Origin of the sequence: Sphingopyxis sp. H115, assembly GCF_001468465.1 — a bacterium.
Lineage (GTDB): Bacteria > Pseudomonadota > Alphaproteobacteria > Sphingomonadales > Sphingomonadaceae > Sphingopyxis.
Genome location: NZ_LNSA01000032.1, coordinates 13421 through 39506 on the forward strand (window position 1 = coordinate 13421; position 26086 = coordinate 39506).

The window sequence follows — 26086 nt, forward strand, 5'->3', positions numbered from 1 at the left end:
ATCGACGCGACGCCGAGCCCGAGGGGCATCTCGACTTCGCTCGATGCGAACGGGTTAGAGAGACGTAAGGGTCTGCTCTCGGCCGAAACTTGCCATTGGTCCATCACCCTCTATTTCCGCGCCGCGGCGCTGGCATCGCGGATTGCCTTGAACTCGCTGCCCGCTTTCCATTCGGGCCAGCGTGCCGAGCGCGCGAGTTCGTCGCCGAGCTGATAGAAGAGGTCGATGTCCTGCACCGCGCCGCCCAAGTTCCAGCTTTCGTCCCACGCGTCGCACGCCTGATGATAGCATTTGCCGGTATAGGCATCGACCCACGCCTGTCCGGCGGGCTTGCCGCCCTCGACGAGATCGGATGCGCCCGCGATGCCCATCATCAGGAGCACGGGGACGCCACGCTTGGCGAGGCTGAAATGGTCGGCGCGGTAGAAGAGACCCCGTTCGGGGAGGCTTTCGACGCTGACCGCGCGGCCCTGCGCCTTTGCAACGCGGGCGAGGTCGTCTTCGAGACTGCCCTGCCCCTTGCCGACGAGGACAACGTCCTTCGCGCGCCCGGCGGTCTGGAGGATGTCGAGGCCGAAGTTGGCGACGGTCTTTTCGGCAGGGAAGATCGGGTTCGCGGCATAGGCTTCGGAACCCAATAGCCCCCGTTCCTCGGCGGTCCAGAAGGCGAAGGCGATCGTGCGGTCGGGCGCAGGCGCGGCCTTGAACAGCCGGGCGATCTCGAACAATCCGGCGACGCCCAGCGCATCGTCGTTGGCTCCGGCGCGGTAGACGCGGCCCTTTTCGTCGGGCGCGCCTTCACCATAGGCATCCCAGTGCGCGCCGTACATCACGACCTCGTCTGGGCGTTTGGCGCCGGGGATTTTGGCCAGCACATTCTGGCTTTGCACGACGTCGTGCGTCACCGGAATTGCGGCGCTGAAGCTGGTCCCGAGTTCGACGGGCCGGAAATCCCTGCGCCGCGCGGCGACACGCAGCTTCGCCAGATCCTGTCTGGCGTTCGCGAACAGGCGGGTGGCGGTTTCGCCTGAAATCCAGCCCTGCAGCGCCAGGCTCGTTACCTGTTCGGGCGGGACGACGAGGCCGTAGTTTTCGCCGGCGGGGCTGTTGATGACGTTCCAGCCATAGCCGACCCCGTCGGCGTCATGGACGATGAGCGCGCCCACCGCGCCGCGACGCGAGGCTTCCTCGAACTTGTAGGTCCAGCGGCCATAATAGGTCATCGTCCGGCCGCCGAACTTCCCGAACGCGTCCTCGCCGCGTGCTGCGAGAAAATCGGGATCGTTGATCAGGAATACCGCGACCTTGCCCTTCAAATCCTGTCCCTTGAAATCGTCCCAGCCGCGTTCGGGCGCGGTGACGCCATAGCCGACGAAGACGAGCGGCGCCTTGTCGATCACCGCGCGGTCCTTTGGCTGGAGCGTCGAGAGATAGATATCGGTGCTGAAGGTCAGCGGTGCCCTGGTGCCGTTGCGATCAAAGGTGAGCGTCGCCGGTTTGCCGACGCGCGTGTGAAGGAGCGGAACGGGCTGGGTCCAGCCCCCGTTGACGCCCGCGGGTTCGAGCCCGAGCGCCTGAAGCCGGCCGATCAGATAGCCGATCGTGCGATCCTCACCCGCCGTCCCCGGCGCGCGGCCTTGAAACTGGTCCGATGCAAGGGTGCGGACGGTTTGTTCGAGGTTGGCGGCGTCGATGTCCGATTGGGCCGCCGCGGGCTCGGCGGCGGTGGCGGCGAGCAGGAGGGCGGCGGCGAGAGTGCGGGGCATGGGGGACTTTCCGTGATTGGCGGCGGGGCCGCGTTCGGGGCAGGCGCGGGCGCCGCGGAGAGGAAAAGCATAACGGTGCGGGGGTTTGATCGCAAGAAACGGGGCGCGTCGGGCGAGGCGGGATGGCACGGTCGGCGCATGACCCCGATGGAACAGACGATCCACATGCGCCTTGCGGCGCTGGACTGGGAGGCGGTCGCGGCGGCGCTCGACCGCGAGGGCTGGGCGGTGCTGCCGCACCTGCTAGACGACGGTGAATGCAATGCGCTCGCCGCGCTTTACGCCGAAGAGGCGGGGTTTCGCAGCCACGTTCATATGGCGCGGCACGGATTCGGACGCGGCGAATATCGTTATTTCGCCTATCCGTTGCCGCCGCTCGTCGCCGCGCTGCGCGGCACGCTTTATCCACGGCTCGCGCCGGTCGCGAACCGCTGGCACGAGCGGATGGGGATGGCGGTGCGCTTTCCGGCGAGCCATGCCGAATTTCTGGCGCGCTGCCATGGTGCGGGACAGCAGCGGCCCACCCCGCTGCTGCTGCAATATGGTCCGGGCGATTATAATTGCCTGCACCAGGACCTGTATGGCGACCAAGTCTTTCCGATACAGGCGGCGGTGTTGCTGTCCGCGCCGGGTGCGGATTTTACGGGCGGCGAGTTTGTGCTGACCGAGCAGCGGCCGCGCATGCAATCGAGAGCGGCGGTCGTGCCGCTGGCGAAGGGCGATCTGCTGTTGTTCGCGGTAAATGTCCGTCCGGTGCGCGGCAGCCGCGGCGATTACCGGGTGACGATGCGGCACGGGGTCAGCGAAGTGCGATGCGGGCGGCGCCACACCCTGGGGGTGATATTCCACGACGCGGCCTGAGCGGCGCGGCTCGACCCGGCGCTGGCGCGGCGCCGGGTCGAGCCGGGGTCAGGCGAGGTTGAGCTCGATGTCGATATTGCCTTCGACCGCTTTCGAATACGGGCAGATCTTGTGCGCGAGGTCGACAAGGTCGCGCGCCGTGTCGCGGTCGACGCCGGGAACCGAAATGTCGAGGCGTGCGCGCAGGACAAAGCCGTCGGCACCCCGGTTCAAAAGGTCGATCGTCGTGTCGGCTTCGGGGCTGGCGGGCAGCGTCACCTTCTTCTGCGACGCGGCGAGTTCGAGCGCGCCGATGAAGCAGGTCGACCAAGCCGCGGCGAAGAGATTTTCGGCGGCCGGATGCGGTTGGGGCAACGCGATATCGAGCACGCCGTTGGTGCTGCGCGCATAGCCGTTCTTGCCGCCTTTGACATGAGTGGTGCCGGAAAAGAGGATTTTGTCAGCCATGTTCAGGGTCCTTTCGAAAGTTTTGTGTTCGTATCCGCGTTAATCGGATGCGACATAATTATGCGAGCAAGGTTCATATTCAAGCGGTTACGATTAAATCGCGTACGATTAAATAGCAACTCTTTGATTTAGCGTGGATATAAATTCGCCTGACGATGCGCGTTGTGGGGTTGGAGATCATCAAGCGGCGCGATAGGTCGCATTCGACCCCAAGCCGACCAAGACGGCTATGACCGTTCCCGCCCTAACCTGTCATCGCGTCGGTCGCGCTACAGCATATATTTCATCTTGATCGACTGGTGTACGTCGTCTGTGACGGCAAAGCTCGCCGATTTGAAGCTTGGCGGCCCGACGGTGACGGTGGGATTGCGGGAAAATCCGAAACCTTCCTTGGGCAGGAAAATCGCGACATCCATCTTGTTGTTGCTGTTCTCGTCATGGACGACCGCTATGGCATAGGTACCGGCGGTAGGGGCGTGAACAGCAAAATTCCTTGCATCGACGGCTTTCACCGCCATGCGCACCGATGCCTTGTCCTTGCTGCAATCGGGAAAAGCCTTTGGGTTGGTCGTCAGACAGACGAGTATCTGGCCCTTTTCGCTGCGCAGCCCGGTGATGCTGAGGTCGACCGTCGGCGCGATTGTCGGCTCACTCGCGGCCGCGGTGAGCAGCGGTAGCATCGCTGTCAAAGCGGCCCAAACCGATATCGGTGCCGCATGCTTTGTCCCAGAAGCGGAAATAAAGCCCATAATTCCCCCGGTAGGACGCGTGATGCGCCTGATGATGCGTGGCGGTTATCAGCCAGCGCCCTGCTGGTCCATGAACAAGCGCGCGCGGGAACATCTCCCACCCCATATGATTGCCGACGCCCATAAGCGTCATGATTGCGAGCACGGTTCCCAGCATTGCGACATGGATCGGGACCAGAAAGACGAGCGCCGGAATGACGACAGCGCCGGTGATCGCCTCGACCGGATGGAAACTCATCGCGGCCCAGGCCGTGGGCGGGCGGCTGTCGTGATGGACGCTGTGCGCGATCCGGAACCAGCGCGGCCGGTGCATCCAGCGATGCGTCCAGTAGAACCAGCTGTCGTGGACCAGCAGGTAAGCGAACAGGCTGACCGGCAGGTACCAGAGGGGAAAGGCGTCCCAGTCGCTGTAGATGCGCGTCCAGCCATGCGCTTGCCAGCCCCATGCGACGACCCCCGCCGGAATGCCATAGATGGCAGCGCTCGCGAGGCTCCATCCGATCTCGCGGCGCATCTGCGGTTCGAGCCCGCGATAAAGGCCCGGATGCCGGATCCGCGTCGCAAGCGCAAAGGCGCCGCTGGTCACGAGGTAGCGCACGCCGACGATCACGGTCATCGCGAGTGCGGAGAAAAGGATCGCCCAGCCGGTCATCGCGCAAGGCTAGCCGCTCGCGGCGACGTTGCAATGGCTTTGCGCCAGCGCGCGCGCATGGCTAAGGCGGAAACATGGTGGGGCAGAGCAACGACAAATGCGACATTGCGATCGTCGGCGGCGGGCTCGCCGGCGGACTCGCGGCGCTCGCCCTCGCGGCGAAACGGCCCGACCTCGACGTCCGGCTGATCGAGCCGGGGCCGGTCGGCGGCAATCATATCTGGTCCTTTTTCGACAGCGATATCGCGAAAGACGATCGATGGCTGGTCGCGCCACTCGTCCGCCATCACTGGCCGAGCTACGATGTCCGCTTCCCCTCGCACACGCGCGGCTTGCGCATGGGGTATAAGAGCATCACCGGCGAAGCGCTTGCCGAAGCAGTCGCGGCGGCGCTGCCGGCGGGGCATGTCATCGCCGACAAGGCAAAACATGTCGCGCCCGACCATGTGCTGTTGTCGCGCGGCGGGCGACTGTCGGCGAAACATGTCATCGACGCGCGCGGCGCGGGCCGATTTCCGACGCTGACGAGCGGGTGGCAGAAATTCGTCGGACAGGCGCTGACGGTCAAGGACGGGCATGGCATCGCGCATCCGGTCGTGATGGACGCGACCGTCGACCAGTTGGACGGCTATCGCTTCGTCTACCTCCTCCCCCTCGATGCCGAGACGATCTTCGTCGAGGACACCTACTACAGCGACGATGCCGACCTCGACGTGCCGCTCGTCCGCGAACGGATCGCCGCCTATGCCGCGGCACAGGGCTGGGACGTCACCGCGACGGGCCGCGAAGAGACGGGGGCGCTCGCGGTGGTGGTCGCGGGCGATTTCGACCGGCTGTGGCCCGCGTCCGACCGGACGGCGCGAATCGGCGCGCGTGCGGGCGCCTTTCACGCGATGACCGGCTATTCCCTGCCCGATGCGGTGCGCACCGCTGCGGCGCTGCCCGCCCTTGCCGCCGGCTCCGACCTGGCCGAACGGCTCCGCGATCGCGCCGCTGCGTCGTGGCGCCGGCAACGCTTTTACCGCATGCTCGGCGCGATGTTGTTCCGCGCCGCCGATCAGAAAGAGCGGTTCCGCATTTTCCAGCGTTTCTACCGCCTTGCGCCCGGGCTGATCGCGCGTTTCTATGCCGGGCAGTCGACCGGCGCAGACAAGCTGCGCATCCTTTCGGGCAAGCCGCCCGTATCCGTACGCCGTGCGATCGCGGCGCTTTCGAGACTGGACTGGAAATGACGCGCAGCGCAATCGTCATCGGCGCCGGATTCGGCGGGCTCGCGCTCGCAGTCCGCCTGCAATCGGCGGGTGTGGCGACGACGATCGTCGAGGCGCGCGACAAGCCCGGCGGGCGCGCCTATCATTGGCAAAAAGACGGCTTCACCTTCGACGCCGGACCGACCGTGATCACCGATCCGCCGTGTCTGGAGGAGCTTTGGGCGCTGAGCGGGCAGGACATGGCCGCCGACGTCGACCTGATGCCGGTGATGCCCTTCTACCGCCTGAACTGGCCCGACGGCACCAACTTCGACTATTCGAACGACGAGGCGGCGCTGCGGGCGGAGATCGCAAAGCTCCATCCCGCCGACGCCGCAGGCTACGACCGCTTTCTCGAATATTCGAAGGGCGTGTACGAACAGGGCTATGTGAAGCTCGGCGCAGTCGCCTTTCTCGACTTCGCCTCGATGATCCGCGCCGCGCCCGCGCTGATGAAATATCAGGCGTGGCGCAGCGTCTATTCGATCGTATCGTCTTACGTCGAGGACGAACGGCTGCGGCAGGCGCTGTCGTTCCACACGCTGCTGGTAGGCGGCAATCCGATGACGACGAGCGCGATCTATGCGCTGATCCACACGATCGAGAAGGACGGCGGCGTCTGGTTCGCGCGCGGCGGCACCAACGCGCTGGTGTCCGGCATGGTGCGACTGTTCGAACGGCTCGGCGGGACGCTGCGCCTTGGCGATCCGGTCGCGAAGATCGAAACGGCGGGCGACCGCGCTAGCGGCGTGACGACGCAAAGCGGCTGGCGCGCCGCTGCAGACATGGTCACGACCAACGCCGACCTGATGCACAGCTATCGGGCGCTGCTTGCCGATCACCCGCGCGGCGCAAAGGTCGCGAAAAGCCTGAACCGCAAACGCTGGTCGCCCTCGCTTTTCGTCGTTCATTTCGGCGTGAGGGGCGCTTATCCCGATATCGCGCATCACAGCATATTGTTCGGCCCACGCTACAAGGGGCTGCTCGACGATATTTACGGGGGCGTCGTCCCCGCCGACTTCTCGCTCTACCTCCACCATCCCAGCATCACCGATCCCGGCATGGCGCCGCCCGGCCATTCGACCTTCTACGCGCTCGCCCCCGTCGCGCATCTTGGCAAGGCCCAGGCCGATTGGGACGGCGCTTTCGGCGCGCAATTCGCCGACGCGATTTTGGATGAAGTGGAGCGCCGCGTCGCACCCGGCCTGCGCGCCAACCTCGTCACGCGCTTCCATTACACGCCGTCCGATTTCGGCCGTGACCTGTCGGCGCATCTCGGCAGCGCGTTCAGCCTTGAACCCGTGCTGTGGCAAAGCGCATGGTTTCGCGCTCACAACCGCGACGATGTGATTTCCAATCTTTACTTCGTCGGCGCGGGGACGCATCCGGGCGCGGGAATCCCCGGGGTGGTCGGCAGCGCCAAGGCGACCGCCCGATTGATGTTGGAAGAATGATGAAACGCCTTGCCGTCTATTGCGGGTCCGCGACTCCGGAAGATCCGATCTATATCGAAACCGCGCGCCATGTCGGCCGCACGCTGGCGACCCGGGGTATTGGCGTCGTCTACGGCGGCGGCCGATTGGGATTGATGGGCGCGGTCGCGGATAGCGCGCTCGAAGCCGGCGGCGAAGTCATCGGTATCATCCCCGACGCGCTCGTCGGGGCCGAGGTTGCGCACCGCGGCTGCACCGAACTGCATGTCGTCGGCGGCATGCACGAACGCAAGAAGATGTTCACTGACCTCTCCGACGGCTTCCTCACTATCCCCGGCGGCGTCGGAACGATGGACGAATTTTGGGAGGCGATCAGTTGGGCGCAACTCGGCTATCACGCCAAGCCCGTCGGGCTGCTCAACGCCGCCGGCTTCTATAACGAGCTGATCGCCTTCAACCGCAAGATGGTCGACGTCGGCTTTATCCGGCCCGCGCATGCGGGGATCATGATCGTCGATGCCGGGCTCGACGAATTGCTGGAAAAAATGGCGTCCTATATCCCGCACAAGACGATTTTCGCGATGAAGGCCGAAAATCTGTAATGACGCCGGAGGGGGCCTATGACGGACATGCCCTCCACGGTTTCGCGCACGACAGTATCGCGCGCGGATCGAAAAGCTTCGCGCTCGCCAGCCAGCTCTTCGACCGCGAAACGCGCGAGCGGGTCTGGCTGCTCTATGCGTGGTGCCGCGCCGCCGACGACCTGATCGACGGGCAGGACCATGGCGGCGTGATGACGCCGAACCATGATCCGGCGGCCGTCCTCGCCTATATCCGCGCCCAGACCGACAGGGCCTTTGCGGGCGAGCCGACGGGCGACATGGCGTTCGATGCGCTGGGCTTCCTGCTCACCGAGGTAGCGATCCCGCGTCGGGTGATCGACGACATCGTCGCGGGGTTCGAACTCGACGCAAAGGACTGGCGTCCGCGCAGCGAACAGGACCTGCTCCGATATAGCTACCATGTCGCCGGGGCGGTCGGTGTCGCGATGGCGCTCGTGATGGGGATCGACCCGGCCGACGAGACAACGCTCGACCGGGCCTCGGACCTTGGTATCGCATTCCAGCTCGCCAATATCGCGCGCGACGTCGCCGAGGATGCGGCTGCCGACCGCTGTTACCTGCCCGTCGAATGGTTGGTCGAGCTCGACATCCCGCCTGGGCAGCATATGCACCCCGCCTTTCGGTCGCGGCTGACGGTGATGGCGAGATGGCTGGCCGAAATGGCCGAAGAATATGAGGCGTCGGCGCGCTGGGGGGCACGCAAGCTCGGCCCGCGCAGCCGCTGGGCAGTGCTTGCAGCCGCCGGCATCTATGGCGATATCGCGCGCGAAGTCCGCGCCCGCGGCGACCATGCCTGGGATCATCGCGCGTCGAGTTCGCTCGGTGCGAAGCTCGGCTGGGTCGCGCGGGCTGGCTGGTCGGTGCTCCGCCGCCCTCCGCAGCGGCGGATCAGCCGCGACGGACTGTGGACGCGGTCGAAGCACATGGAACCGGAGCAAGAGGCCGCGACATGAGCTATATCGAATGGGCGGCAGCGGTCTTCGTCCTCGTCAACGTTGCGCTCGTTGCGCTGCGCAGCGTTTGGAATTACCCCTTCGCGCTCGTCGCAGTGACACTCTATGCTTTCGTATTCTTTGAGGCGAAGCTGTACAGCGACATGCTGCTCCAGGGCTTTTTCTTCGCGCTCAACCTTTATGGCTGGGCCGCTTGGATGCGCGCGCGCGATGATAGCGGCGTGCCGGTCGGCTGGATGAGTCATCGCGCGCGCGTCGGTTGGGGGATTGCGACCATCGCTGCCTGGTTCGGATGGAGCTTCGCCATGGACCGCCATACCGATGCGGTCGCGCCGTGGCTCGATGGGGCAATCGCGATGCTCAGCATCACCGCGCAATGGCTCCTCGCGCGGCGCCGCGTCGAAAGCTGGTTCCTGTGGATTCTCGTCGACCTGATCGCCGTGCCGCTTTTCGCATCGCGTGGACTCTACGCGACCAGCGCGGTCTATGTCGTGCTGCTCGGCCTGTCGATCGACGGCCTGATACAGTGGCGCCGCGCCGCCGCGACGGGCAGGCTCGCGCTATGACGCGCCACATCTGCCTTCACGGCGCCGAAAGCACCGGCAAATCGACGCTCGCACCGCGCGTCGCGCTCCAGCTCGGCGGGCTCGTCGTTCCCGAATATGGCCGCACCTATGCCGAAGCCAACGGCACCGATCTCGACGAAATCGACCTGCTCGCGATCTTCGACGGCCATCTTGGCGCGACGCGCGCAGCGCTTGCGCAGCGCCCCCAATGGCTTGTGTCGGACACCGACCCGCTGATGACGCAGGCGTGGGCAATCATGCTGCTCGGCCGCCGCCTGCCCGAAATCGACCAGTGGGACGATGTCGCCGACCTCTATCTCGTCCCCGCGATGGATCTGCCCTGGCAGGAGGACGGAACGCGCCTGTTCGGCAGCGAACTCGCGCGCGAGCAGTTCATGGAGGTTGCGATCGCCGAACTCGAACGCCGCAGACTCAATTGGGCATGGGTCGAGGGCGCAGGCGATGCGCGCCTTCAAAGCGCGCTCGCGGCGATCGCGGCGGCGGATCTGGTGTGAGCTTGTCTAAGGGCCGGGATGACGACGAAGGAGATACCCACACTCGCTCGCCGCCGTTCAGCGCGGCCGCTGCATGATCCAGCTGAATGCCATCGCGTTGAAGATGGTATAAAGGCCATAGAGCATCAGCGCGGTGAACCAGTTGCGCGTCGCGATCGCCATCGCGCCGACGAGCAGAAGAAATTCGAAAATATAGGTGATATGCGGCCCGACCTTGTCGGCAAGCGGTTTGACCATCTGCTGGACCAGCGGGTCGTCGCTTTCCATGAAGGCGCGGTGCATCGCGAAATTGCCAATGCCGGCGCAGAAAATGGCGATGATTGCGATATACATAGGTTTGCAGATGGAGGCAGTGGGGTGGAAATGCCAGCATCTTTCGGCCTATAGGCGACACAGGAAGCGGCGGGTCCCGGCTCGCTCCACAATCGAACCCCGGATACGGCCCCCCAAAGAAGGACGTCTTCGATGGCATCTCTCCCTCGTCCGGCTGCGCTTTGCCTGCCGCTCGCGCCCCTTGTCCTTGGGGTGGCTGTTCCGCCGGCATATGCGTCGCAGGAACCCGCGAACCCGCCGCAGCCCAATCCCGTGCTCGCCGACCCGGTCCTCGCAAATCCCTATCCGATGGAGATCGTGCCGCTGCATCCCATGCTGCCCGATGACGTGCGCGACATGATCGACGCGGCGATGGCAAGTGGTGAGGATGCCGATGTCGAAGCGGTGGTCAAGGTCGCCAAGCTCGCCAATCCATACAGCGCCCGGGAGATCGACGCGTTGCTCGCCGATTATCGGAACAGGCACGCGCCGGTGGTTCCGCCCGACCCGGTCCGCGACATGCTGGTCGCCGCGATCGCGAGCGGCAAGGACGCCGATGTCGAAGCGGTGGCAAAGCTGGCAAAGGCCGCGAACCCTGAAAATGCAGAGGAGATCGACGCCCGGGTCGTCGCCTATCGCGCCGAGCGGAAACGGCTGAAGGAGGAAGCGGCGGCGGCGGCGCGCGCGAAGCTGGCGGCAGCGAAATTCTGGCAGAATTGGAAGGGCGAGGGACAGATCGGCGCGTCGCAGAGTAGCGGCAATACCGAATCGGTGGGGCTCAGCGCCGGCATCGCGCTCGCGCGCAGCGGGATCGACTGGACGCACAAGTTTCGCGCGCAGGCGGATTATCAGCGCACCAATGGCAAGACGTCGGTCGAACGCTATCTGGCCGAGCTGGAACCGCAGTTCCGGATCGACGACCGCAGCTTTGCCTATGGCCTGACCCGCTGGGAACATGACCGGATTCTGGGATATAACACGCGCTGGAACCTGTCGGGCGGGCTCGGTTACAAGGTCATCGACAGCAAGAAGATGACGTTGAGCCTGAAAGGCGGTCCCGCGTTCCGCCAGACCGATTTCGTCGATGGCGGCAACGACACCGAACTGACCGCGCTTGCAGGCATCGATTTCGGCTGGCAGTTGTCGCCGACGTTGCGGCTGACGCAGGTCGCCTCGACGATCATCGGCGAAGCCAACGGCTCGACCAGCTCGCAGACCGCGCTCAACGCCAAGCTGACCGGCGCGCTGTCGGCACGCATCGCCTATTCGGCGCAGATCGATACGAGCCCGCCGCCGGGGATCGAAAGCGTCGACACGCAGACGCGCTTTACCTTGGTCTATGGCTTTTAATCGAACGCGTTCGAGCCGCCGATCTGCTCGCCTTCGGCGAGTAGGCCTGTCCCGGGAACGTGGTTGAACTCGATACGGATGCCGTCGGGGTCTTCGAACAGGGTCGAATAATAGCCGGGCGCCCAGGGCTCCTCCTGCGGCGCGTGGACGAAGCGGATATCGCTGCGATCCTTCAGAAAGGCGTAAAGGCGGTCGACCGCGGCGCGGTCGCGCATCCGGAAACAGGCGTGGTGCAGCCCCGGCGCGCCCTGGTCGAAACGCTTGCCCGCGTTTTCCGCGCTCGGCGTGCGGATGCCGATCGCGGTGCGCCCGCCGACGCCATAGAGCATCGCGTCGCTGTCGAGCACGATCTTGAGGTCGAGATAGCCAATGACGTCGCGCCAAAAGGCGGTCGAGCGCGCAAAATCGCCCGCGGTCAGAATAACGTGGGCGACGCCGTTGAGATCGCTCATTTTATGGCGGCCAGCACATAGAGAAATTCGGCAAAGCCCATCGTCGCGTCGACCAGTCCTGCGACCTTGGGATTGGTCGAATCGATCAGGAAATATTCGTCGGGGGCGTGCGCGCCCGACCCGTGGCCGATGCCGAAATGCGCCGCGGGGATCGACACCGGCGGCGCGGTGAAGGTCGCGCCGGGCCAGCTGCCCGCCATGCGCGGATTGAGGCTGGTGGCGATACCGAGCCGTTTATAGGTCGCGAGTTCGCTGCGGACGAAGCGGCTGTCCTCGGCGACCTCGGTGGGGTCATAGCCGCCCGAGACATTGACCTCGACATCGGTAAATCCGTGCTTGTCGAGGTGTGCGCGGAGTTTCTTTTCGGCCTCGGCGCGCGTCTGGTTGGGGACGAGGCGCAGGTCGAGCTTGGCGACCGCGCGGCCGGGCAGGATCGTCTTGCCGCCGGGGCCGGTATAGCCCGCGACCAGCCCCTCGATATTGACCGTCGGTTCCTGCGCGAGGCGTATCAGCGCGTCGTCATAGGACAGGTTGTCGATCCAGTGCGTGATGCCGAGCGCCTGTTTTTGCGCAGCTTCGTCGCCTGCTTTTGCGGCTTCACGGATCAGCGTCTTTTCGCGCTCGGTCAATGGGCGGACATTTTCGAACCAGCCTTCGATCGCCGGGGTGTTGCCATCTTTGGTCACCAGCGTTTGCAGCGCCTGCACCAGCCGCCACGCGGGCGAATCGACCATTGCCTTGAGGCTGGAATGCACGTCCTTTTTCGGCCCGCGGCCCCATTTTTCGCCGCTCGCGACCAGTTCGAGCTCGATGATGCCTTTCGACCCCAGGTTGACCGTGACATTGCCGGTCTTGCCCTGCGAAGCGAAGGGGATGAAGATGCCCTCGCATTTCCGGAGCGCGGCAAGGATGTTGGGTTTGGTCGCGATCTGTCGGAAATGCGGCGAGCCGATTTCCTCCTCGCCTTCGCAGACGAGGACGATGTTCACCGGCAGCTTTGCCTTCGCGGCGCGGATCGCGTGGAGCGCGGCGAGGAAGGCGGCCTCGGGCCCCTTCTGGTTCACCGCGCCGCGGCCCATGATCGCCTGCCCGAACCCCGGGCGGTCGACCATCTTACCCTCGAGCGGCGGGGACGACCATTCGGCGGGGTCGAATTGTTTGACGTCATACATGAAATAGATGCCGAGCGTGCGCGGCGCGCCGACGTCGATCGTGCCGAAGACGCCGGGATGACCGTCGGTGGGGACGATCTCGACATTGCTGAACCCCGCGTCGCGCGCGAGTTCGGCCATGTAGGCCGCGCCCTCGGCCATGTTCAGATTTTCGGCGGCGATCGAGGGGAGGGCGATCCAGTCGCGGATACGCTTGATCGAGGCGTCCTTGCCGGCTTCGGCGGCCTTGCGGATCGCGGCAGACTGGCTGCTCGCGGCGAGGGCGGGGAAGGGCGCCATGACCGCGGCGCCGGCACCGAGCATGGCAGCGCCGCGAATCAGGTCGCGGCGGTTCGGTCGGTCGGTTTGCCTGAAGTCCATGGTTCGTCCCCCTGCGGTGATGTTGGCGGGGAGTGTTGGCGGATTATGGAGCGAAGGCAAGCGTCGCGCGAACGACGTGCCGGTCAGGCGGCGTCGCGAACCGCGTATATGGCCGGTCGGTAGCGCGGTTCGGGCGGCGTCTCGCCGCGTTCGGCGGAGACTTCCAGCCAAAGCCGCATCGCGATTTCGATCTCGCGCGCGGCCTCTTCGGCCGTGGCGCCATGCGCGCTGCAATATTTGAGGTCGGGCACGTCGGCGATCCAGCAATTGTCTTCGGCCGACCAGAACAGGTTGATGTGATAGTGGATGTTCATGGCTTGATCATATCCAGTCCGTTGCTGTCGATCATATCAAGCAGTTGCCGGATTTGATAGGGCTTGGCGTTCTTGCCGCTCGGCTGGAGATTCAGATTGCCCGGCACATCGGGGTGCTGAAAGATGTGATGGCTGCCGCTGGTGCGCTTCAGGACGAAGCCGAATGCTTCGGCGATGCGGCACAAGTCCTTGAAACTGGCGCGGCCGCTCAAGCGGATGCGGGTGTAGAGTTTGGCAATGCTGGTCACGAGCGATGCTCCATTTGAAGAGCATCACTCGTAAATGACGCGGCTACGGCGCTCGAAATTAAATTTCTGCAATCGTCCGCGGCCGCTGCTTTCACACCCCCGCCAGCAACCCCTCTTCCTTGATCCGCTGCTGCCACAGTTTCGGCGCGTTGACGTGGACGTTCTGGCCTTCGCTGTCGACTGCCACCGTCACCGGGAAATCGCTGACCTCGAACTCGTAGATCGCTTCCATGCCGAGGTCGGCGAAGCCCACCACCTGGCTGCCCTTGATCGCGCGCGCGACGAGATAGGCGGCACCGCCCACGGCCATCAGATAGGCGCTCTTGTGCTTCGCGATCGCCTCTGTCGCGGCGGGGCCGCGTTCGGCCTTGCCGACGCAGGCGAGCAGGCCCTGGCCCAGCATCATGTCCATGAACTTGTCCATGCGCGTCGCGGTCGTGGGGCCGGCGGGGCCGACGATTTCCTCGCCGACCGGATCGACCGGGCCGACGTAGTAAATCACGCGGCCCTTGAACTCGACGGGCAGTTCTTCGCCCTTCGCGAGCATGTCGGCGATGCGCTTGTGCGCGGCGTCGCGGCCGGTGAGCATCTTTCCGTTGAGCAGCAGGCGGTCGCCCTGCTTCCAGCTCGCAACGACTTCTGGCGTGAGATTGTCGAGGTCGACGCGGATCGCGGCCTGGTCGGGCGCCCAGTCGATCTGGGGATAGTCGGCGAGCACCGGCGGTTCGAGAAACGCGGGGCCGCTGCCGTCGAGCGTGACGTGGGCGTGGCGCGTCGCGGCGCAATTGGGGATCATCGCGACGGGCTTCGATGCGGCATGCGTCGGCCAGTCGGCGATCTTGACGTCGAGCACGGTGGCGAGCCCGCCCAGCCCCTGCGCGCCGATGCCGAGCGCGTTGACCTTTTCATAGAGCTCGATGCGCAGTTCCTCGGTCGGATTGCTTGGTCCGCGCGCGAGCAGCTCGGTCATGTCGATCGGGTCCATCAGCGACTGTTTGGCGAGCAGCATCGCCTTTTCGGCGGTGCCGCCGATCCCGATGCCGAGCATCCCCGGCGGGCACCAGCCCGCGCCCATCTGCGGCACCATTTCGAGCACCCAGTCGACGATCGAATCCGACGGGTTCATCATCTTGAACTTCGACTTGTTCTCGCTGCCGCCGCCCTTTGCTGCGACGTCGATCACGACCTTCGCGCCCGGAACCATCTCCACGTTGAGCACCGACGGCGTGTTGTCCTTGGTGTTGACGCGGCTGAACGCGGGGTCGGCAAGGATCGAGGCGCGAAGCTTGTTTTCGGGGTGGAGATACGCCTTGCGCACGCCTTCGTCGACGACCTGCTGCAGGCTGCGCGGACTGTCGAGGCGGCAGTCCATGCCCCATTTGATGAAGATGGTGACGATGCCCGTATCCTGGCAGATCGGGCGATGTCCTTCGGCGCACATGCGGCTGTTCGACAGGATCTGCGCCATCGCGTCCTTCGCGGCGGGTGACACTTCGCGTTCGTACGCGGCGCCCAAGGCGCGGATATAATCCATCGGATGGAAATAGCTGATGTACTGGAGCGCGTCGGCGATCGTTTCGATGAGGTCGTCTTCACGGATGATCACGGTGTTCATGTGCAGCCTTTCGCCCTTTTTTAAGGATTCGCGGGCTTCCCTAGACCTGCATTGCCGGAGTGGAAAGGGGGTCAGGTACGGCGGCGCCCGAAGACGCGGCGAGCGGGCGGCGCGGTATCGGGGATGGGGGGTGTGGTCGCTATATCGCCGAAATCGACGAGGGGGCTTTTGCGCGCCGCGGCTTGCCAGCTGCCGGCCGCCGCCAGCGCAAGGAGAAGGAGCCAGCCGCCCGCGGCCGACGGAATCAGCGCCCAAGCGAAGGCGGCGGGGGTGATGATCGCCATCACCGTTGGGATCGCGGCAAGGATGGCGATGATCCCGAACAAAGCCCACCAGCGGCCGAGCCGCGTCGCCGCCCCGCCGATCATGACGTTGGTCGCTGCGAGCAGTAGGAACTTCGCGGCCACTGGATAGGGCAGGCTCGCCATCGCCGGCGAATAGTTGCCGAGCGTGAAGGCGGCCTGGATGTCGAAGAGCAGCCAGTTTTCCCATGCGTCGCACAGCGCAGCTGCGATCGGCAACACCGTTGCGGCGAGGATCGCGCGCAGGCGAAGCTCGCGCCACAGCGCGACACAACCGCTTGACAGAAAGCCAGCGTAAAGGAGCATATAGAGATAGTCGCGCTCGTTGCCGGTGCGCATCGCGGCGAGACGCTTTACCTGTTCGGGGTCGGTGAAGAAACCGAAGATCGCTTCGAGATCGGCCTGGCTACCCGCGAATTCGAACGCGAGCACCGGCGCACCATAGCCCGGCACGATGTCATACCCCGTTTGCGGGAAGACCTGCGTCAAATGAAAGCCGAAGAGCAGGGTCGCGATCCCGAGCGCGAGCGTCCAGATCCACGCGCGCGTCGGTGCGGCCGGGCGCGCGTGCTGCGTCTCGATCCAATGCTGAAGCCCCCCGAACATACTCTAGCCGTCCGGTGGAGCGCGGCGACTCACCTTATTGGCACTCGGCGCATTTGCCGCGCACCTCGATCACCGGGCGTTCGGCGGCGAAGCCGGTGGCGTTCGCCGCGGCGCGCACGCCGGTCGACAATTTATCGTCGTCGACATGCACCGCGGTGCCGCAACTGTCGCAGATCAGGAAGATGCAGTCGTGGAGGCAGCCGGGATGGCTGTTTGCAACAAAGGCATTCGCGCTCTCGACGCGGCGGACGAGGTTGTTCGCGACGAACAGGTCGAGGATGCGGTAGACGCTGTTCGGTGCGACGCGCTTGCCGCGCTTCTGCGACACGATGTCGGCGATTTCATAGGCGCTCGCGGGCTTGCCGATTTCGGCGACCGCGTCGAAAATCTCGGCGCGCATGTCGGTCCAAGCTTCGCCTGCGCCTTCGAGCGCGGTTTGCGCTGCCTTGGCGAGCGAGGCGCCGCTGGCCTCAACGTGCGGATGGTCATGCTTGCCCATTGGCGTTTCCTCGGCCGCGGGTAATGCCGCGCTAACTAAAGCCCAATGTAGGCTCTTTATGGGGTGCCCGCAAGCTGCAGACCGATCCGTTTCGACTTGAGGATCAGTGGCGCGCGCGGCGGTTGAGATCGTGGCCCAATGCGACGACCGCGACGCCAATCATTGTCGCGATCACTTCGCTGCCGTCGTGCGGCCGCGACAGGGCGCCCGCCATCATGCCGAGCCCAAAGCTGCCGACCGCGAAGGGCATCATATAGCCGTGGCTGAGTACCCCCGAGACGAGCGTGATCAGCGCGAAGCCGATCGCGATGATCAGCCCGATCTCATGGAACAGGTGGTTGTCGAGGAAGACACCGCCGACCGACGCGATCGACGCGAAGAAAACCGTCGTGGCAAGGCAGTGGACGAGGCAGAGGCCCGACAGGCCCATCGCCAGTTGGTCGCCACTCAATGAAGTCAGCGGACGCGAATCGCGCGCAGCCCGAACCAGCGCGCCTAAGCGCGTCAGGGCAGGGGCTTGGCTGGCGACATGGGTCACCCGATTCTCCGTTGAAGCAATTGCGGGAATTGATATGGCATAACATGACAGAGGTTACAATGTCTCATCGTGGGGACGGCAAGAATTTCCCTTCCCTCGATGGGTGAGGCGGTGAGACTTACGAACTTGTTCGTTAGTCGCAGCGGTGCGTTTTCGCCCCGCGACGATAATGGTGGGCCGCGTCCCACCCCCTACACCTAGCGCCAAAGGAGCAAGGCTTCGTATCGTTTCCGATCAAGGGGGAAGCCGTTTATGCTCCCTCTTCCGCCCGCAACGCTTTCCGGTCGAGCTTGCCGATCATCGTCTTGGGGAGGCTCAGCCGCACCTCGACCGCATTCACCCGCTCATGTTTGCCGAGCTGGGGGTTGAGCCACGCGGCGAGCGTCTCGCCGCTGACGTCGAAGCCCTCCTCGAGCGTCACGAAGGCCTTGGGCGTTTCGCCGCGATAGGCGTCGGGAACGCCGAGGACGATCGCTTCCTTGACTGCGGGATGTTCGTAGAGATGCGCTTCGATAACGCTCGGATAGACCTTGAACCCGCCGACCGCGATCATGTCCTTCAGCCGGTCGACGATGCGGATATAGCCCCCCTCCTCGACCACCGCGACGTCGCCGGTGCGCAGCCAGCCATCGTCGGTGAAGCTGTCCTTGTCGGCATCGGGGCGGTTCCAGTAACCTTGCATGATCTGCGGCCCCTTGACCGCGAGTTCGCCCGGCTCGCCGTCGGACGCATCCTTCGACGGGTCTTCCTTGTCGAGCAGCCGGATATGCGTCGCGGGGATCGGCTGGCCGATCGTGCCGGGGCGCACCGGGCCTTCATAGGGATTGGTCGCGACGACGCCTGAACTTTCGGTGAGGCCATAGCCTTCGACGAGCGACGCGCCGGTTGCGGTGACGAATTTCTCGCGCAGTTCAGCGGGCATGGGGGCGCCGCCCGAGATGCAGACGCGCAGGCTGGAGAAGTCGGTCTTCGCAAGATCGGGATGGTCGAGCAACGCCTGATACATGGTCGGCACGCCGGGGAGTGCGGTGGTCTTCGTGCGCGTGATCGCCTCGAGCGCCTGCTTGGCGTCGAAGCGCGGCAGCATCGTGATCGTACCGCCGTTAAGGATCGTGCGGTTGAGCACACAGGTGTTCGCGAAAACGTGGAAGAAGGGCAGCACGCCAAGGATTCGATCCTCGGCATCATGGTCTGGATCGATCGCATTCACCTGCCGCGCATTGGCCGTGAGGTTCTGGTGGGTCAGCTTGGCGCCTTTCGGCGTCCCGGTGGTGCCGCCGGTATATTGGATCAGCGCGATATCCCTTTCAGCGTCGATCGTGGCCGGATTGGGCCGGCCGTCGTTGTCGGTGAGTGCCGAGAAGCGGATCACGCGCTCGTCATCCGGCAAGGCTGCGACTTCGTCGCGTTTGAACAGGCGATAGAGGACCGATTTCGCCGCCGGCAGGCCGCCGGCGACCGAGCCAACGACGAGCCGACCGAGGCTCGACCCGTCGAGCACTTTCAGCGCAGTGGGCAGCAGCGCCGCAGCGCTGATTGTGAACAGGATGTCGGTGCCCGAATCCTCGACCTGCGCCTCGAGCTCGGCGACCGTATAGAGCGGCGAGAAATTGACCACCGTCGCGCCGATGGCGAGCGCACCATAATATGCGGCGACATAATGCGGTACATTGGGCAGGAACAGACCGACGCGGCTGCCCTTGCCGATCCCGCGCTGCTGGAGCCCGCGGGCGACGCGTGCGACGCCGCGCGCGACTTCGGCGTAACCGAACTGGCGGCCCATGAAATCGAGCATCGGCGCATCGCCGCGCCGCGCGACACTGGCGGCAAGCATGTCGGGAAGCGAGAGCGGAGGAAAGCGCTGATCCCAAGCGGTGGGGTGGCGATAGTCGGTCGACCAGGAAAAGCGGCTATCCATTGCGGGCGGATGTCCTTGTGCACAGAGGGGGTTCCTTACACTAGGGTCAGTAAGCGGTGATTTGCAACCGCGCTCGCTTGCGGCGCGTCGCCGCCGCCGCTAGTCAGGGCCATCGTCATCGCCCAAGGGGTTCTGCCATGTTGCAATTGTCATCGCGCTTCGCTGTGGCGCTCGTTCTTCTTGCAGGCGCCGCCGTGCCGGTGGCCGCAAAAGAAAAGGCGCCGATGCCGCGTCCGGCGCAAATCCAACAGCTATACGATTGCCGCGAGATAAGCGATGCCGCCGCGCGCCTCGCCTGTTTCGATCGCGAAGTCGGCGAATTGCAGGCGGCTGATACCCAGCGCGAAATTACCTTTGCCGACAAGGAAACGGTCAAGAAGACGCGGCGCGGCCTGTTCGGGTTCGACCTGCCCGACCTAGGCATTTTTGGCGGGGATGACGAAGATAAGGTCAAGAGCGTCGAGACGACGGTCGCCTCGGCGTCGAATACGCCCAACGGCGGCTATCGCATCGAAATGGCCGATGGGTCGGTCTGGGTCCAGATCGACAACAACCGCATGCCGCTCGCGCCGCGTCCTGGGCAGAAGATATTGATCAAGACGGCGTCGCTCGGAACCTATTTCCTCAGCCTAGAGGGGCGTCCCTCCATTCGTGTTCGCCGCGAGCGCTAAGCGGCAGCACGGCGGTCTGGCTGGTCGCGCGGACGGGCGCGGATGTTAAGCATGCCGCCGATCGGCGAAGGCGCGGCGCCCTTCGTGTTTCTCGACGACGCGCGCGCGGACGGTGCGGCGCCTGCGCGCTTGTTCCGCGACCCCGTCGGAACACTCGTCGCGAAAACGGCGGGCGACATACCCGCGTTGTTCGAGTCGCTGGAGGCGGCAGGCGCGCGCGGGCTCCATGCTGCGGGTTACCTCGCCTATGAAGCAGGCAAGGGGCTGGCGCCAGCCTGGCGTGGGCCCGCCGATAATGCGGTCGCCGATGACGCGGTGGACGATAGGCCGCTCGGCTGGTTCGGGCTGTTCGACGCGGTCGAGCGGATCGATCCCGGCCTGGTTCCGGCGCTGCTGCCAGACCCCGCGGCGGCGTGGATCGGCGCGGTGACGCCGCGCGTGCGGCGCGCCGATTATCTGGCGGCGGTCGAGGCCGTGCTCGACTATATTCGCGCCGGCGACATCTATCAGGCCAATTTGACCTTCCGTGCCGACGTGCCCGTGCTCGGCAACCCGCTCGCCATCCATGCGCGGCTGCGGCAGACCGCGCGTGCGGGCTATGGCGGGGTGATATGGACGGGCCGCCAGGCGATCGTTTCGCATTCGCCCGAGCTGTTCTTCGCGCTGCGCGGGGGTGAGGTGATGGCGCGCCCGATGAAGGGCACGGCAAAGCGGCGCGCCGACCCGGAGGCCGACCGGCGCGCGGCGCGCGAGCTGGCCGAAGAGCCGAAGCAGCGCGCCGAAAATCTGATGATCGTCGATCTGATCCGCAACGACCTGTCGCGCGTTGCCGTGCCGGGCTCGGTCGCGGTGCCAGACCTGTTTCGTGTCGAGAGTTTTCCGACGATCCATCAGCTCGTGTCCGATGTCACCGTGCGCCTGCCGGAAGGCAGAGGCGCGATCGACGTGCTGCGCGCCGCTTTTCCGTGCGGATCGATCACCGGCGCCCCCAAAGTCCGTGCGATGGAGATCATCGACGAACTCGAAGACGGACCGCGCGGCCTGTACACTGGCTCGATCGGTTTTATCGAGCCCGGGGGCAATGCGGCCTTCAATGTTGCGATCCGGACTTTGCTATTTCCGCCCTTCGGTGACTTGCGGAACGGCGCGATGTGCGCCACGCTCGGATTGGGCTCCGGGATCGTCGCCGACAGCGAACCGGTTGAGGAATGGCGGGAATGTCTGGCAAAGGGGGAATTTGTGGCAGCAGCGGGGGCGAGTTTCGATCTGATCGAAACGATGTTCTTCGATCCCGTCGAAGGCGTCCAGCGGCTCGAGGGGCATCTGGCGCGGATGAAGGCGAGCGCCGAAGCACTCGGCTTCTCCTTCGACCGGCATGGCGCGCGCAACAGTCTGCAATCGGCGACCTTCCGGTTGCGCAGCGCGGCGCGGGTGCGGATGCGGCTGGCGCGGTCGGGCGCGCTCGCGGTCGAAGTGTCACCGCTGCCGCGTCTCGCCGAACTGCCGGTGCCGGTCGCGATATGCCCCGCGCCGATGGCGGCGGGCGATTTTCGCCTGGCACACAAGACCAGCCTGCGCGACGCCTATGACGCGGCGCGTCGCGCGAGCGGTGCGGCCGAAGTCGTTTTCGTCGATGAGCGTGGGTTTGTGACCGAGGGTAGCTGGAGCAATATCTTCGTCGAGCGCGACGGACAGTTGCTGACGCCGCCGCTTGTGGTGGGATTGCTTCCTGGCGTGCTGCGCGCCGAACTGATCGAAAAGGGTCGGGCGGTCGAATCGCATCTGCGCCTCGCCGACCTCGAAAATGGCTTTTTTATCGGCAACAGTTTGCGCGGCCTCGTGCCAGCGCGCCTTGCAGGCGAAATGGCATCCTCGATAGGCTGATCTGCCGCCGCATAGGTAAATTATCAAGCAGCGTGCTTGCGAATTGGGGACGGAGGCTTTAGGCGCGGCCCCGCGCAATTTCCTGTCCCTTTGCAGCCCGACCGCGCAAGCCACGGAAGATATCGTCATGTCGCTGAAGCCCCATGTGTCCGCCGCCCTCAACCGCATCCAGCCCTCGGCGACGCTCGCGATGACCGCACGCGTGTCGGCGTTGAAAGCGTCGGGTGTCGACGTGATCGGCCTCAGCGCCGGCGAGCCCGATTTCGACACCCCAGATTTTGTCAAGGAAGCGGCGATCGAGGCGATCCGGAATGGGCAGACCAAATATACGCTGGTCGACGGCACGGTGGCGTTGAAGGACGCGATCCGCGGCAAGTTCCGCCGCGACAACGGGCTGGATTTCGGGCTCGACCAGATTTCGGTCAACGTTGGCGGCAAGCACACCTTATTCAACGCGCTGGTCGCGACCGTCGACCCGGGCGACGAGGTGATCATCCCCGCGCCCTATTGGGTCAGCTATCCCGACATCGTCGCCTTCGCGGGCGGCATGCCGGTGATCGTCCAGGGCACCGCGGCGCAGAATTACAAGATCACGCCGGAGCAGCTCGAGGCGGCGATCACGAAGAAGACGCGCTGGGTGATGCTCAACTCGCCGTCGAACCCGTCGGGCGCCGCCTATTCGGGTGAGGAACTCGACGCGCTCGGCGAAGTCATTCGCCGCCACGGCCATGTCATGGTGATGACCGACGATATGTACGAGCATGTCTGGTACGCCGATTTCGCCTTTACTACCTTTGCGCAGCGCTGTCCCGACCTCGCTGACCGTATCTTGACGGTGAATGGCTGCTCAAAGGCCTATGCGATGACCGGCTGGCGCATCGGTTATGCCGGCGGACCCGCGTGGATCATCAAGGCGATGGGCAAACTGCAGTCACAGTCGACTTCGAACCCCTGCTCGATCGCGCAGGCCGCCGCGGCGGCAGCGCTCGGCGGGCCGCAGCAGTTCCTCGACGACCGCAACGCGGCGTTCAGGAAGCGCCGCGACATGGTCGTCGCGATGCTCAACGACGCACCGGGCCTCAATTGCCCGGTCCCCGACGGGGCCTTCTACGTCTATCCCGACGCGTCGGGCTGCATCGGCAAGAAGACGCCCGACGGCAAGCTGATCGACAGCGACGAGGCGCTCATCGACTATTTCCTCGATTCGGCGCGCGTTGCCGCGGTGCATGGCGGCGCCTTCGGCCTGTCGCCGGCGTTCCGCGTTTCCTATGCCACGTCTGAAGCGGTGCTCAAGGAAGCGTGCGTTCGGATCCAGCAGGCCTGCGCCGCGCTGAGTTAAGCACGCCTTTTCTGCTGCATAGGAATTTTATACCGATCGGTCTTGTAATGCCGGCGGAGCGGCCTATCTGAACCTGAACGCCGGTTAAGCGCCCGGTTCACACGATGGTAAGTCATCCAGTCTAGAGTGACCGCCATCACCGACGAATGGCAAGGGGCGCGTCATATTGCCGGTGTAACCAGGGCGGCTCCGGCCGCGAACAAGATAATATGATACGAGGCCCCTATGCTCTCCATGCTCCGCTCCGACTGGTTTTTGACCATGCTCGCCGGCTTCGCGATTGGCGCGACCTACATCGTGCTCAACCAGCCGGTGTTGCCGATCCCGGCATGACCCTGCCGCCGCGACGTCTGCTTCCCCTCCGCATCGTCGCAGCGCTGGCGGTGGGCGCAATTGTTGCGCAATGCGTGCCCGCGCAGGCCGAAAGCGTGGTCAAACTGCCCGCTGCGGCGGTCGATCCCGCCGTCAAGGCCAAGCGTGCGACGGCGGTGCTGGCCGGCGGCTGTTTCTGGGGCGTCGAAGGGGTGTTTTCGAACGTCAAAGGCGTCATCTCGGTCGAATCGGGCTATCATGGCGGCAGTGCGGCGACTGCACGCTACGATCTGACCCACGACGGGACCTCGGGCCATGCCGAGGCGGTGCGTATCGTCTACGACCCGAGTCAGGTCAGCTACGGCAGCTTGCTTCGCATTCTTTTTTCGGTGGTGGCCGATCCCACGCTTAAGAACCGTCAAGGCCCCGATGTTGGCTCGCAATATCGCGCTGCGATCGTACCGATGGACGCGAACCAGCGGCGCGTCGCCGCTGCCTATGTGGCGCAGATCGGCCGGGGTCAATATTTCGCCAAACCCGTCGTCGTGCCGATCGAAAGCTACAAGCGTTTCTATCGCGCCGAGGCGAATCATCAGGATTTCATGCTCCGCCATCCGCGTAACGGCTATATCTTGCGCTGGGATGCGCCGAAGCTTGCGGCGCTGAAGCGGCTTTTTCCCACCATGGTACGCGCGACCCCCGCTCCCTGACACGATGATCCGCCACTGGTCGCGGCAGAAGAATCATTCGTCGCAAATCGCTGGTCGCTCGCGGGTGCCTGCGAGACGGACGGGGTGGGGTAATATAAAAGTCGTGAGTGCGGGGTTTGAATGAAGTTTGAGTATTCGGGCAGGGCGCTTCTCGCCGTGACGATGAGTGCGGCGGTGCTTGCCGGCTGCGTCAGCAGCGCCGCGATCGTGCCGCAACCGCGTGCACAGCAACCCGCGGCGGCGCGCGGCCCGGCTGGTTCGGTAACGGTGCCGATCGGCCAACCCGTGCGCTCGGCCATGCCTGCGCCGCGCGGCACCATCGACCCCGGCTTTCGCCGCGCGCCGGACGGCCTCAACGACCGTCTTTACAGCCTCTGGCGGGCCTTTCCGGGCAAGACGGGCATTGCGGTGCAACGCATCGATGGCGAATGGACCCTGTCGCAGCGCGGCGACGAATTATTCCCCCAGCAGAGCGTGTCGAAGCTTTGGGTCGCGCTGGCGGTGCTGGACGCGGTCGATCAGGGTCGGCTGCGCATGGACCAGCCGGTGCGGATTGGCCCTGAAGATTTGACGCTATTCCACCAGCCGATCGCCGCCCGCGTGCGTTCGGAAGGGTCAGTGACGATGACCGTACGCGAACTGATCGAAACCGCGATCACCCACAGCGACAATACCGCGAACGACAGCCTGCTGCGCACCGTGGGCGGTCCCGGCGCCGTTCGCGCGTTCATTTCGAAGATGGATTTGGGGGCGATCCGCTTCGGCCCGGGCGAGCGGCTGTTGCAGAGCGGCACTGCGGGGCTGACCTGGCAGCAAAGCTATTCGATCGGGCGGAATTTCCAAGCTGCGCGTTCAACGCTCGCCCCGGCGACGCGCCGCGCCGCCATGGACAATTATCTCGCCAATCCTGTCGACGGCGCCAGCCCTGCGGCCATCGCGAGCGCGTTGACGCGTCTCGCGCGCGGCACCCTGTTGTCGCCCGAATCGACCGACTATCTGCTCGGTGTCATGAGCCGGACGCGGAGCGGGCCGAAACGGCTGAAGGCGGGCCTGCCCGCCGGCTGGAAATTCGTGCACAAGACCGGGACCGGGCAGGACCTCAATGGGATGACCGCGGGCTACAACGACATCGGCATCGCGACCGCACCCGACGGCACGCGCTATGCGATTGTTGTTATGCTGGGTACTACGACGTCGAGCATCCCGTCGCGCATGGCTCTGATGCAGGCGGTGTCGGGCGCGGTCGCCGAATTTCACGGGAAATAGCGCTATGAAGCCTTTGGTCCTGCTGTTGCTGCTGCTGTCGCTCGCCGGCTGCGCGACGCCCGAGACACGGCTGCGCACCGGGCTCAACAATGCAGGCCTGTCGAAAGCAATGTCTGCCTGCATGGCCGAACGGATGGTCGATCGGCTGTCGCTGCTCCAGCTTCGCCGACTGTCGGCGCTCGGCAGCCTGAAGGACGGGCAGATCGCCGACCTGTCGCTCGCGCAGTTCCTGCGCAAGGTCCGCGCGCTCAAGGATCCTGAAATCCTGACCGTCTCGACAAGCTCGGCGGCGCTCTGCGCGTTGCGCTGACGGCGGGGCTTCCGCTTTCGACGGTCCAACTATTTCTGGGTGCGGCAGGGGTAGCCTTGCCGCTCAACTTGTGCTTAGGCGGCGCCGATATCT

At 64.9% G+C, this 26086-nt stretch carries 28 protein-coding genes; 14 read left to right on the forward strand and 14 right to left on the reverse strand.

From position 1 onward, the window contains the following. Positions 1-110: 110 nt before the first annotated feature. A complete protein-coding gene (locus ATE71_RS18035) occupies positions 111-1766 on the reverse strand; it encodes a M20/M25/M40 family metallo-hydrolase (protein WP_058804733.1) in 1656 nt (551 codons plus the stop codon). 165 nt (positions 1767-1931) lie between these two features. On the opposite strand from ATE71_RS18035, the gene ATE71_RS18040 reads away from it, so the two are divergent. Then, positions 1932-2627 carry a 2OG-Fe(II) oxygenase gene (locus ATE71_RS18040; RefSeq protein WP_152998840.1) on the forward strand — a complete coding sequence of 232 codons (696 nt, stop codon included), beginning with the start codon at positions 1932-1934 and terminating at the stop codon, positions 2625-2627. A 48-nt stretch (positions 2628-2675) separates the two neighbouring features. Here ATE71_RS18040 and ATE71_RS18045 read toward each other — a convergent pair whose 3' ends face one another. From ATE71_RS18045 to ATE71_RS18055, 3 genes are all read right to left on the reverse strand, one after another. Further along, on the reverse strand, positions 2676-3074 hold the full coding sequence (locus ATE71_RS18045) for an Ohr family peroxiredoxin (RefSeq protein WP_058804734.1): 399 nt from the start codon (positions 3072-3074) through the stop codon (positions 2676-2678). Positions 3075-3343: 269 nt separating this feature from the next. After that, entirely contained in the window at positions 3344-3754 is a 411-nt protein-coding gene (locus ATE71_RS18050; protein ID WP_058804735.1) for a DUF2141 domain-containing protein, read from the reverse strand. After that, positions 3723-4475 carry a sterol desaturase family protein gene (locus ATE71_RS18055; RefSeq protein ID WP_058804736.1) on the reverse strand — a complete coding sequence of 251 codons (753 nt, stop codon included), beginning with the start codon at positions 4473-4475 and terminating at the stop codon, positions 3723-3725. The genes ATE71_RS18050 and ATE71_RS18055 overlap by 32 nt, the downstream gene beginning before the upstream one ends. Before the next feature lie 74 nt (positions 4476-4549). Between ATE71_RS18055 and crtY the strand changes: the two genes are divergently transcribed. Genes crtY through ATE71_RS18085 form a run of 6 tightly spaced genes read left to right on the forward strand, consistent with a single transcriptional unit; the run spans position 4550 to position 9815 of the window. Further along, the gene (crtY, locus tag ATE71_RS18060) at positions 4550-5707 is read left to right on the forward strand and encodes a lycopene beta-cyclase CrtY (protein ID WP_058804737.1); all 1158 of its coding nucleotides are present in this window, start codon (positions 4550-4552) and stop codon (positions 5705-5707) included. Continuing rightward, complete coding sequence (locus ATE71_RS18065; protein WP_058804738.1) at positions 5704-7179, forward strand: phytoene desaturase; 1476 nt, start codon at positions 5704-5706, stop codon at positions 7177-7179. The genes crtY and ATE71_RS18065 overlap by 4 nt, the downstream gene beginning before the upstream one ends. Continuing rightward, a complete protein-coding gene (locus ATE71_RS18070; protein ID WP_058804739.1) occupies positions 7179-7760 on the forward strand; it encodes a TIGR00730 family Rossman fold protein in 582 nt (193 codons plus the stop codon). The genes ATE71_RS18065 and ATE71_RS18070 overlap by 1 nt, the downstream gene beginning before the upstream one ends. After that, a complete protein-coding gene (locus tag ATE71_RS18075) occupies positions 7760-8734 on the forward strand; it encodes a phytoene/squalene synthase family protein (RefSeq protein WP_058804740.1) in 975 nt (324 codons plus the stop codon). Before ATE71_RS18070 ends, ATE71_RS18075 begins: the two co-directional genes overlap by 1 nt. Beyond that, entirely contained in the window at positions 8731-9300 is a 570-nt protein-coding gene (gene pnuC, locus ATE71_RS18080) for a nicotinamide riboside transporter PnuC (protein ID WP_058804741.1), read from the forward strand. The genes ATE71_RS18075 and pnuC overlap by 4 nt, the downstream gene beginning before the upstream one ends. Further along, positions 9297-9815 (forward strand): AAA family ATPase, encoded by a 519-nt coding sequence (locus tag ATE71_RS18085; RefSeq protein ID WP_058804765.1) that lies wholly within the window; start codon positions 9297-9299, stop codon positions 9813-9815. Before pnuC ends, ATE71_RS18085 begins: the two co-directional genes overlap by 4 nt. Positions 9816-9872: 57 nt before the next feature. Here the strand turns inward: ATE71_RS18085 and ATE71_RS18090 are convergent, their stop codons facing one another. Then, positions 9873-10148, reverse strand: coding sequence for a hypothetical protein (locus tag ATE71_RS18090; RefSeq protein ID WP_058804742.1), 276 nt, complete (start codon positions 10146-10148; stop codon positions 9873-9875). A 132-nt stretch (positions 10149-10280) separates the two neighbouring features. On the opposite strand from ATE71_RS18090, the gene ATE71_RS18095 reads away from it, so the two are divergent. Further along, positions 10281-11477, forward strand: coding sequence for a YdiY family protein (locus tag ATE71_RS18095; protein ID WP_235588066.1), 1197 nt, complete (start codon positions 10281-10283; stop codon positions 11475-11477). Here ATE71_RS18095 and ATE71_RS18100 read toward each other — a convergent pair. The 9 genes from ATE71_RS18100 to ATE71_RS18140 all read right to left on the reverse strand — a co-directional run bounded on the left by ATE71_RS18100 (position 11474) and on the right by ATE71_RS18140 (position 19501). Beyond that, on the reverse strand, positions 11474-11929 hold the full coding sequence (locus ATE71_RS18100; RefSeq protein WP_058804743.1) for a VOC family protein: 456 nt from the start codon (positions 11927-11929) through the stop codon (positions 11474-11476). The genes ATE71_RS18095 and ATE71_RS18100 overlap by 4 nt on opposite strands. After that, positions 11926-13461, reverse strand: coding sequence for a M20/M25/M40 family metallo-hydrolase (locus ATE71_RS18105; RefSeq protein ID WP_058804744.1), 1536 nt, complete (start codon positions 13459-13461; stop codon positions 11926-11928). Before ATE71_RS18105 ends, ATE71_RS18100 begins: the two co-directional genes overlap by 4 nt. Positions 13462-13544: 83 nt before the next feature. Continuing rightward, positions 13545-13775, reverse strand: a complete 231-nt coding sequence (locus ATE71_RS18110; RefSeq protein ID WP_058804745.1) for a type II toxin-antitoxin system HicB family antitoxin — start codon at positions 13773-13775, stop codon at positions 13545-13547. Further along, the gene (locus ATE71_RS18115) at positions 13772-14023 is read right to left on the reverse strand and encodes a type II toxin-antitoxin system HicA family toxin (RefSeq protein WP_058804746.1); all 252 of its coding nucleotides are present in this window, start codon (positions 14021-14023) and stop codon (positions 13772-13774) included. Before ATE71_RS18115 ends, ATE71_RS18110 begins: the two co-directional genes overlap by 4 nt. A 91-nt stretch (positions 14024-14114) precedes the next feature. Then, positions 14115-15638: a fumarate hydratase gene (locus ATE71_RS18120; protein ID WP_058804747.1), complete on the reverse strand. Its 1524-nt coding sequence runs from the start codon at positions 15636-15638 to the stop codon at positions 14115-14117. Between the two features lie 71 nt (positions 15639-15709). Next, complete coding sequence (locus ATE71_RS18125; RefSeq protein ID WP_082665293.1) at positions 15710-16546, reverse strand: hypothetical protein; 837 nt, start codon at positions 16544-16546, stop codon at positions 15710-15712. A 34-nt stretch (positions 16547-16580) separates the two neighbouring features. Further along, on the reverse strand, positions 16581-17045 hold the full coding sequence (locus ATE71_RS18130; RefSeq protein WP_037557254.1) for a Fur family transcriptional regulator: 465 nt from the start codon (positions 17043-17045) through the stop codon (positions 16581-16583). Positions 17046-17148: 103 nt separating this feature from the next. Then, a complete protein-coding gene (locus tag ATE71_RS18135; protein ID WP_082665294.1) occupies positions 17149-17583 on the reverse strand; it encodes a MerC domain-containing protein in 435 nt (144 codons plus the stop codon). A gap of 250 nt (positions 17584-17833) precedes the next feature. Beyond that, positions 17834-19501, reverse strand: a complete 1668-nt coding sequence (locus tag ATE71_RS18140; RefSeq protein ID WP_058804749.1) for a long-chain-fatty-acid--CoA ligase — start codon at positions 19499-19501, stop codon at positions 17834-17836. 137 nt (positions 19502-19638) lie between these two features. On the opposite strand from ATE71_RS18140, the gene ATE71_RS18145 reads away from it, so the two are divergent. From ATE71_RS18145 to ATE71_RS18170, 6 genes are all read left to right on the forward strand, one after another. After that, the gene (locus tag ATE71_RS18145) at positions 19639-20172 is read left to right on the forward strand and encodes a hypothetical protein (RefSeq protein WP_058804750.1); all 534 of its coding nucleotides are present in this window, start codon (positions 19639-19641) and stop codon (positions 20170-20172) included. Between the two features lie 51 nt (positions 20173-20223). Further along, positions 20224-22056: an aminodeoxychorismate synthase component I gene (gene pabB / locus ATE71_RS18150; RefSeq protein WP_235588067.1), complete on the forward strand. Its 1833-nt coding sequence runs from the start codon at positions 20224-20226 to the stop codon at positions 22054-22056. Between the two features lie 127 nt (positions 22057-22183). Next, positions 22184-23395, forward strand: coding sequence for a pyridoxal phosphate-dependent aminotransferase (locus ATE71_RS18155; RefSeq protein ID WP_058804752.1), 1212 nt, complete (start codon positions 22184-22186; stop codon positions 23393-23395). Positions 23396-23724: 329 nt separating this feature from the next. After that, positions 23725-24417 carry a peptide-methionine (S)-S-oxide reductase MsrA gene (gene msrA, locus ATE71_RS18160; protein ID WP_058804753.1) on the forward strand — a complete coding sequence of 231 codons (693 nt, stop codon included), beginning with the start codon at positions 23725-23727 and terminating at the stop codon, positions 24415-24417. Positions 24418-24537: 120 nt separating this feature from the next. Then, complete coding sequence (bla, locus tag ATE71_RS18165) at positions 24538-25683, forward strand: class A beta-lactamase (RefSeq protein ID WP_058804754.1); 1146 nt, start codon at positions 24538-24540, stop codon at positions 25681-25683. Between the two features lie 4 nt (positions 25684-25687). After that, a complete protein-coding gene (locus ATE71_RS18170; protein WP_058804755.1) occupies positions 25688-25993 on the forward strand; it encodes a hypothetical protein in 306 nt (101 codons plus the stop codon). The last annotated feature ends 93 nt before the right edge of the window (positions 25994-26086 follow it).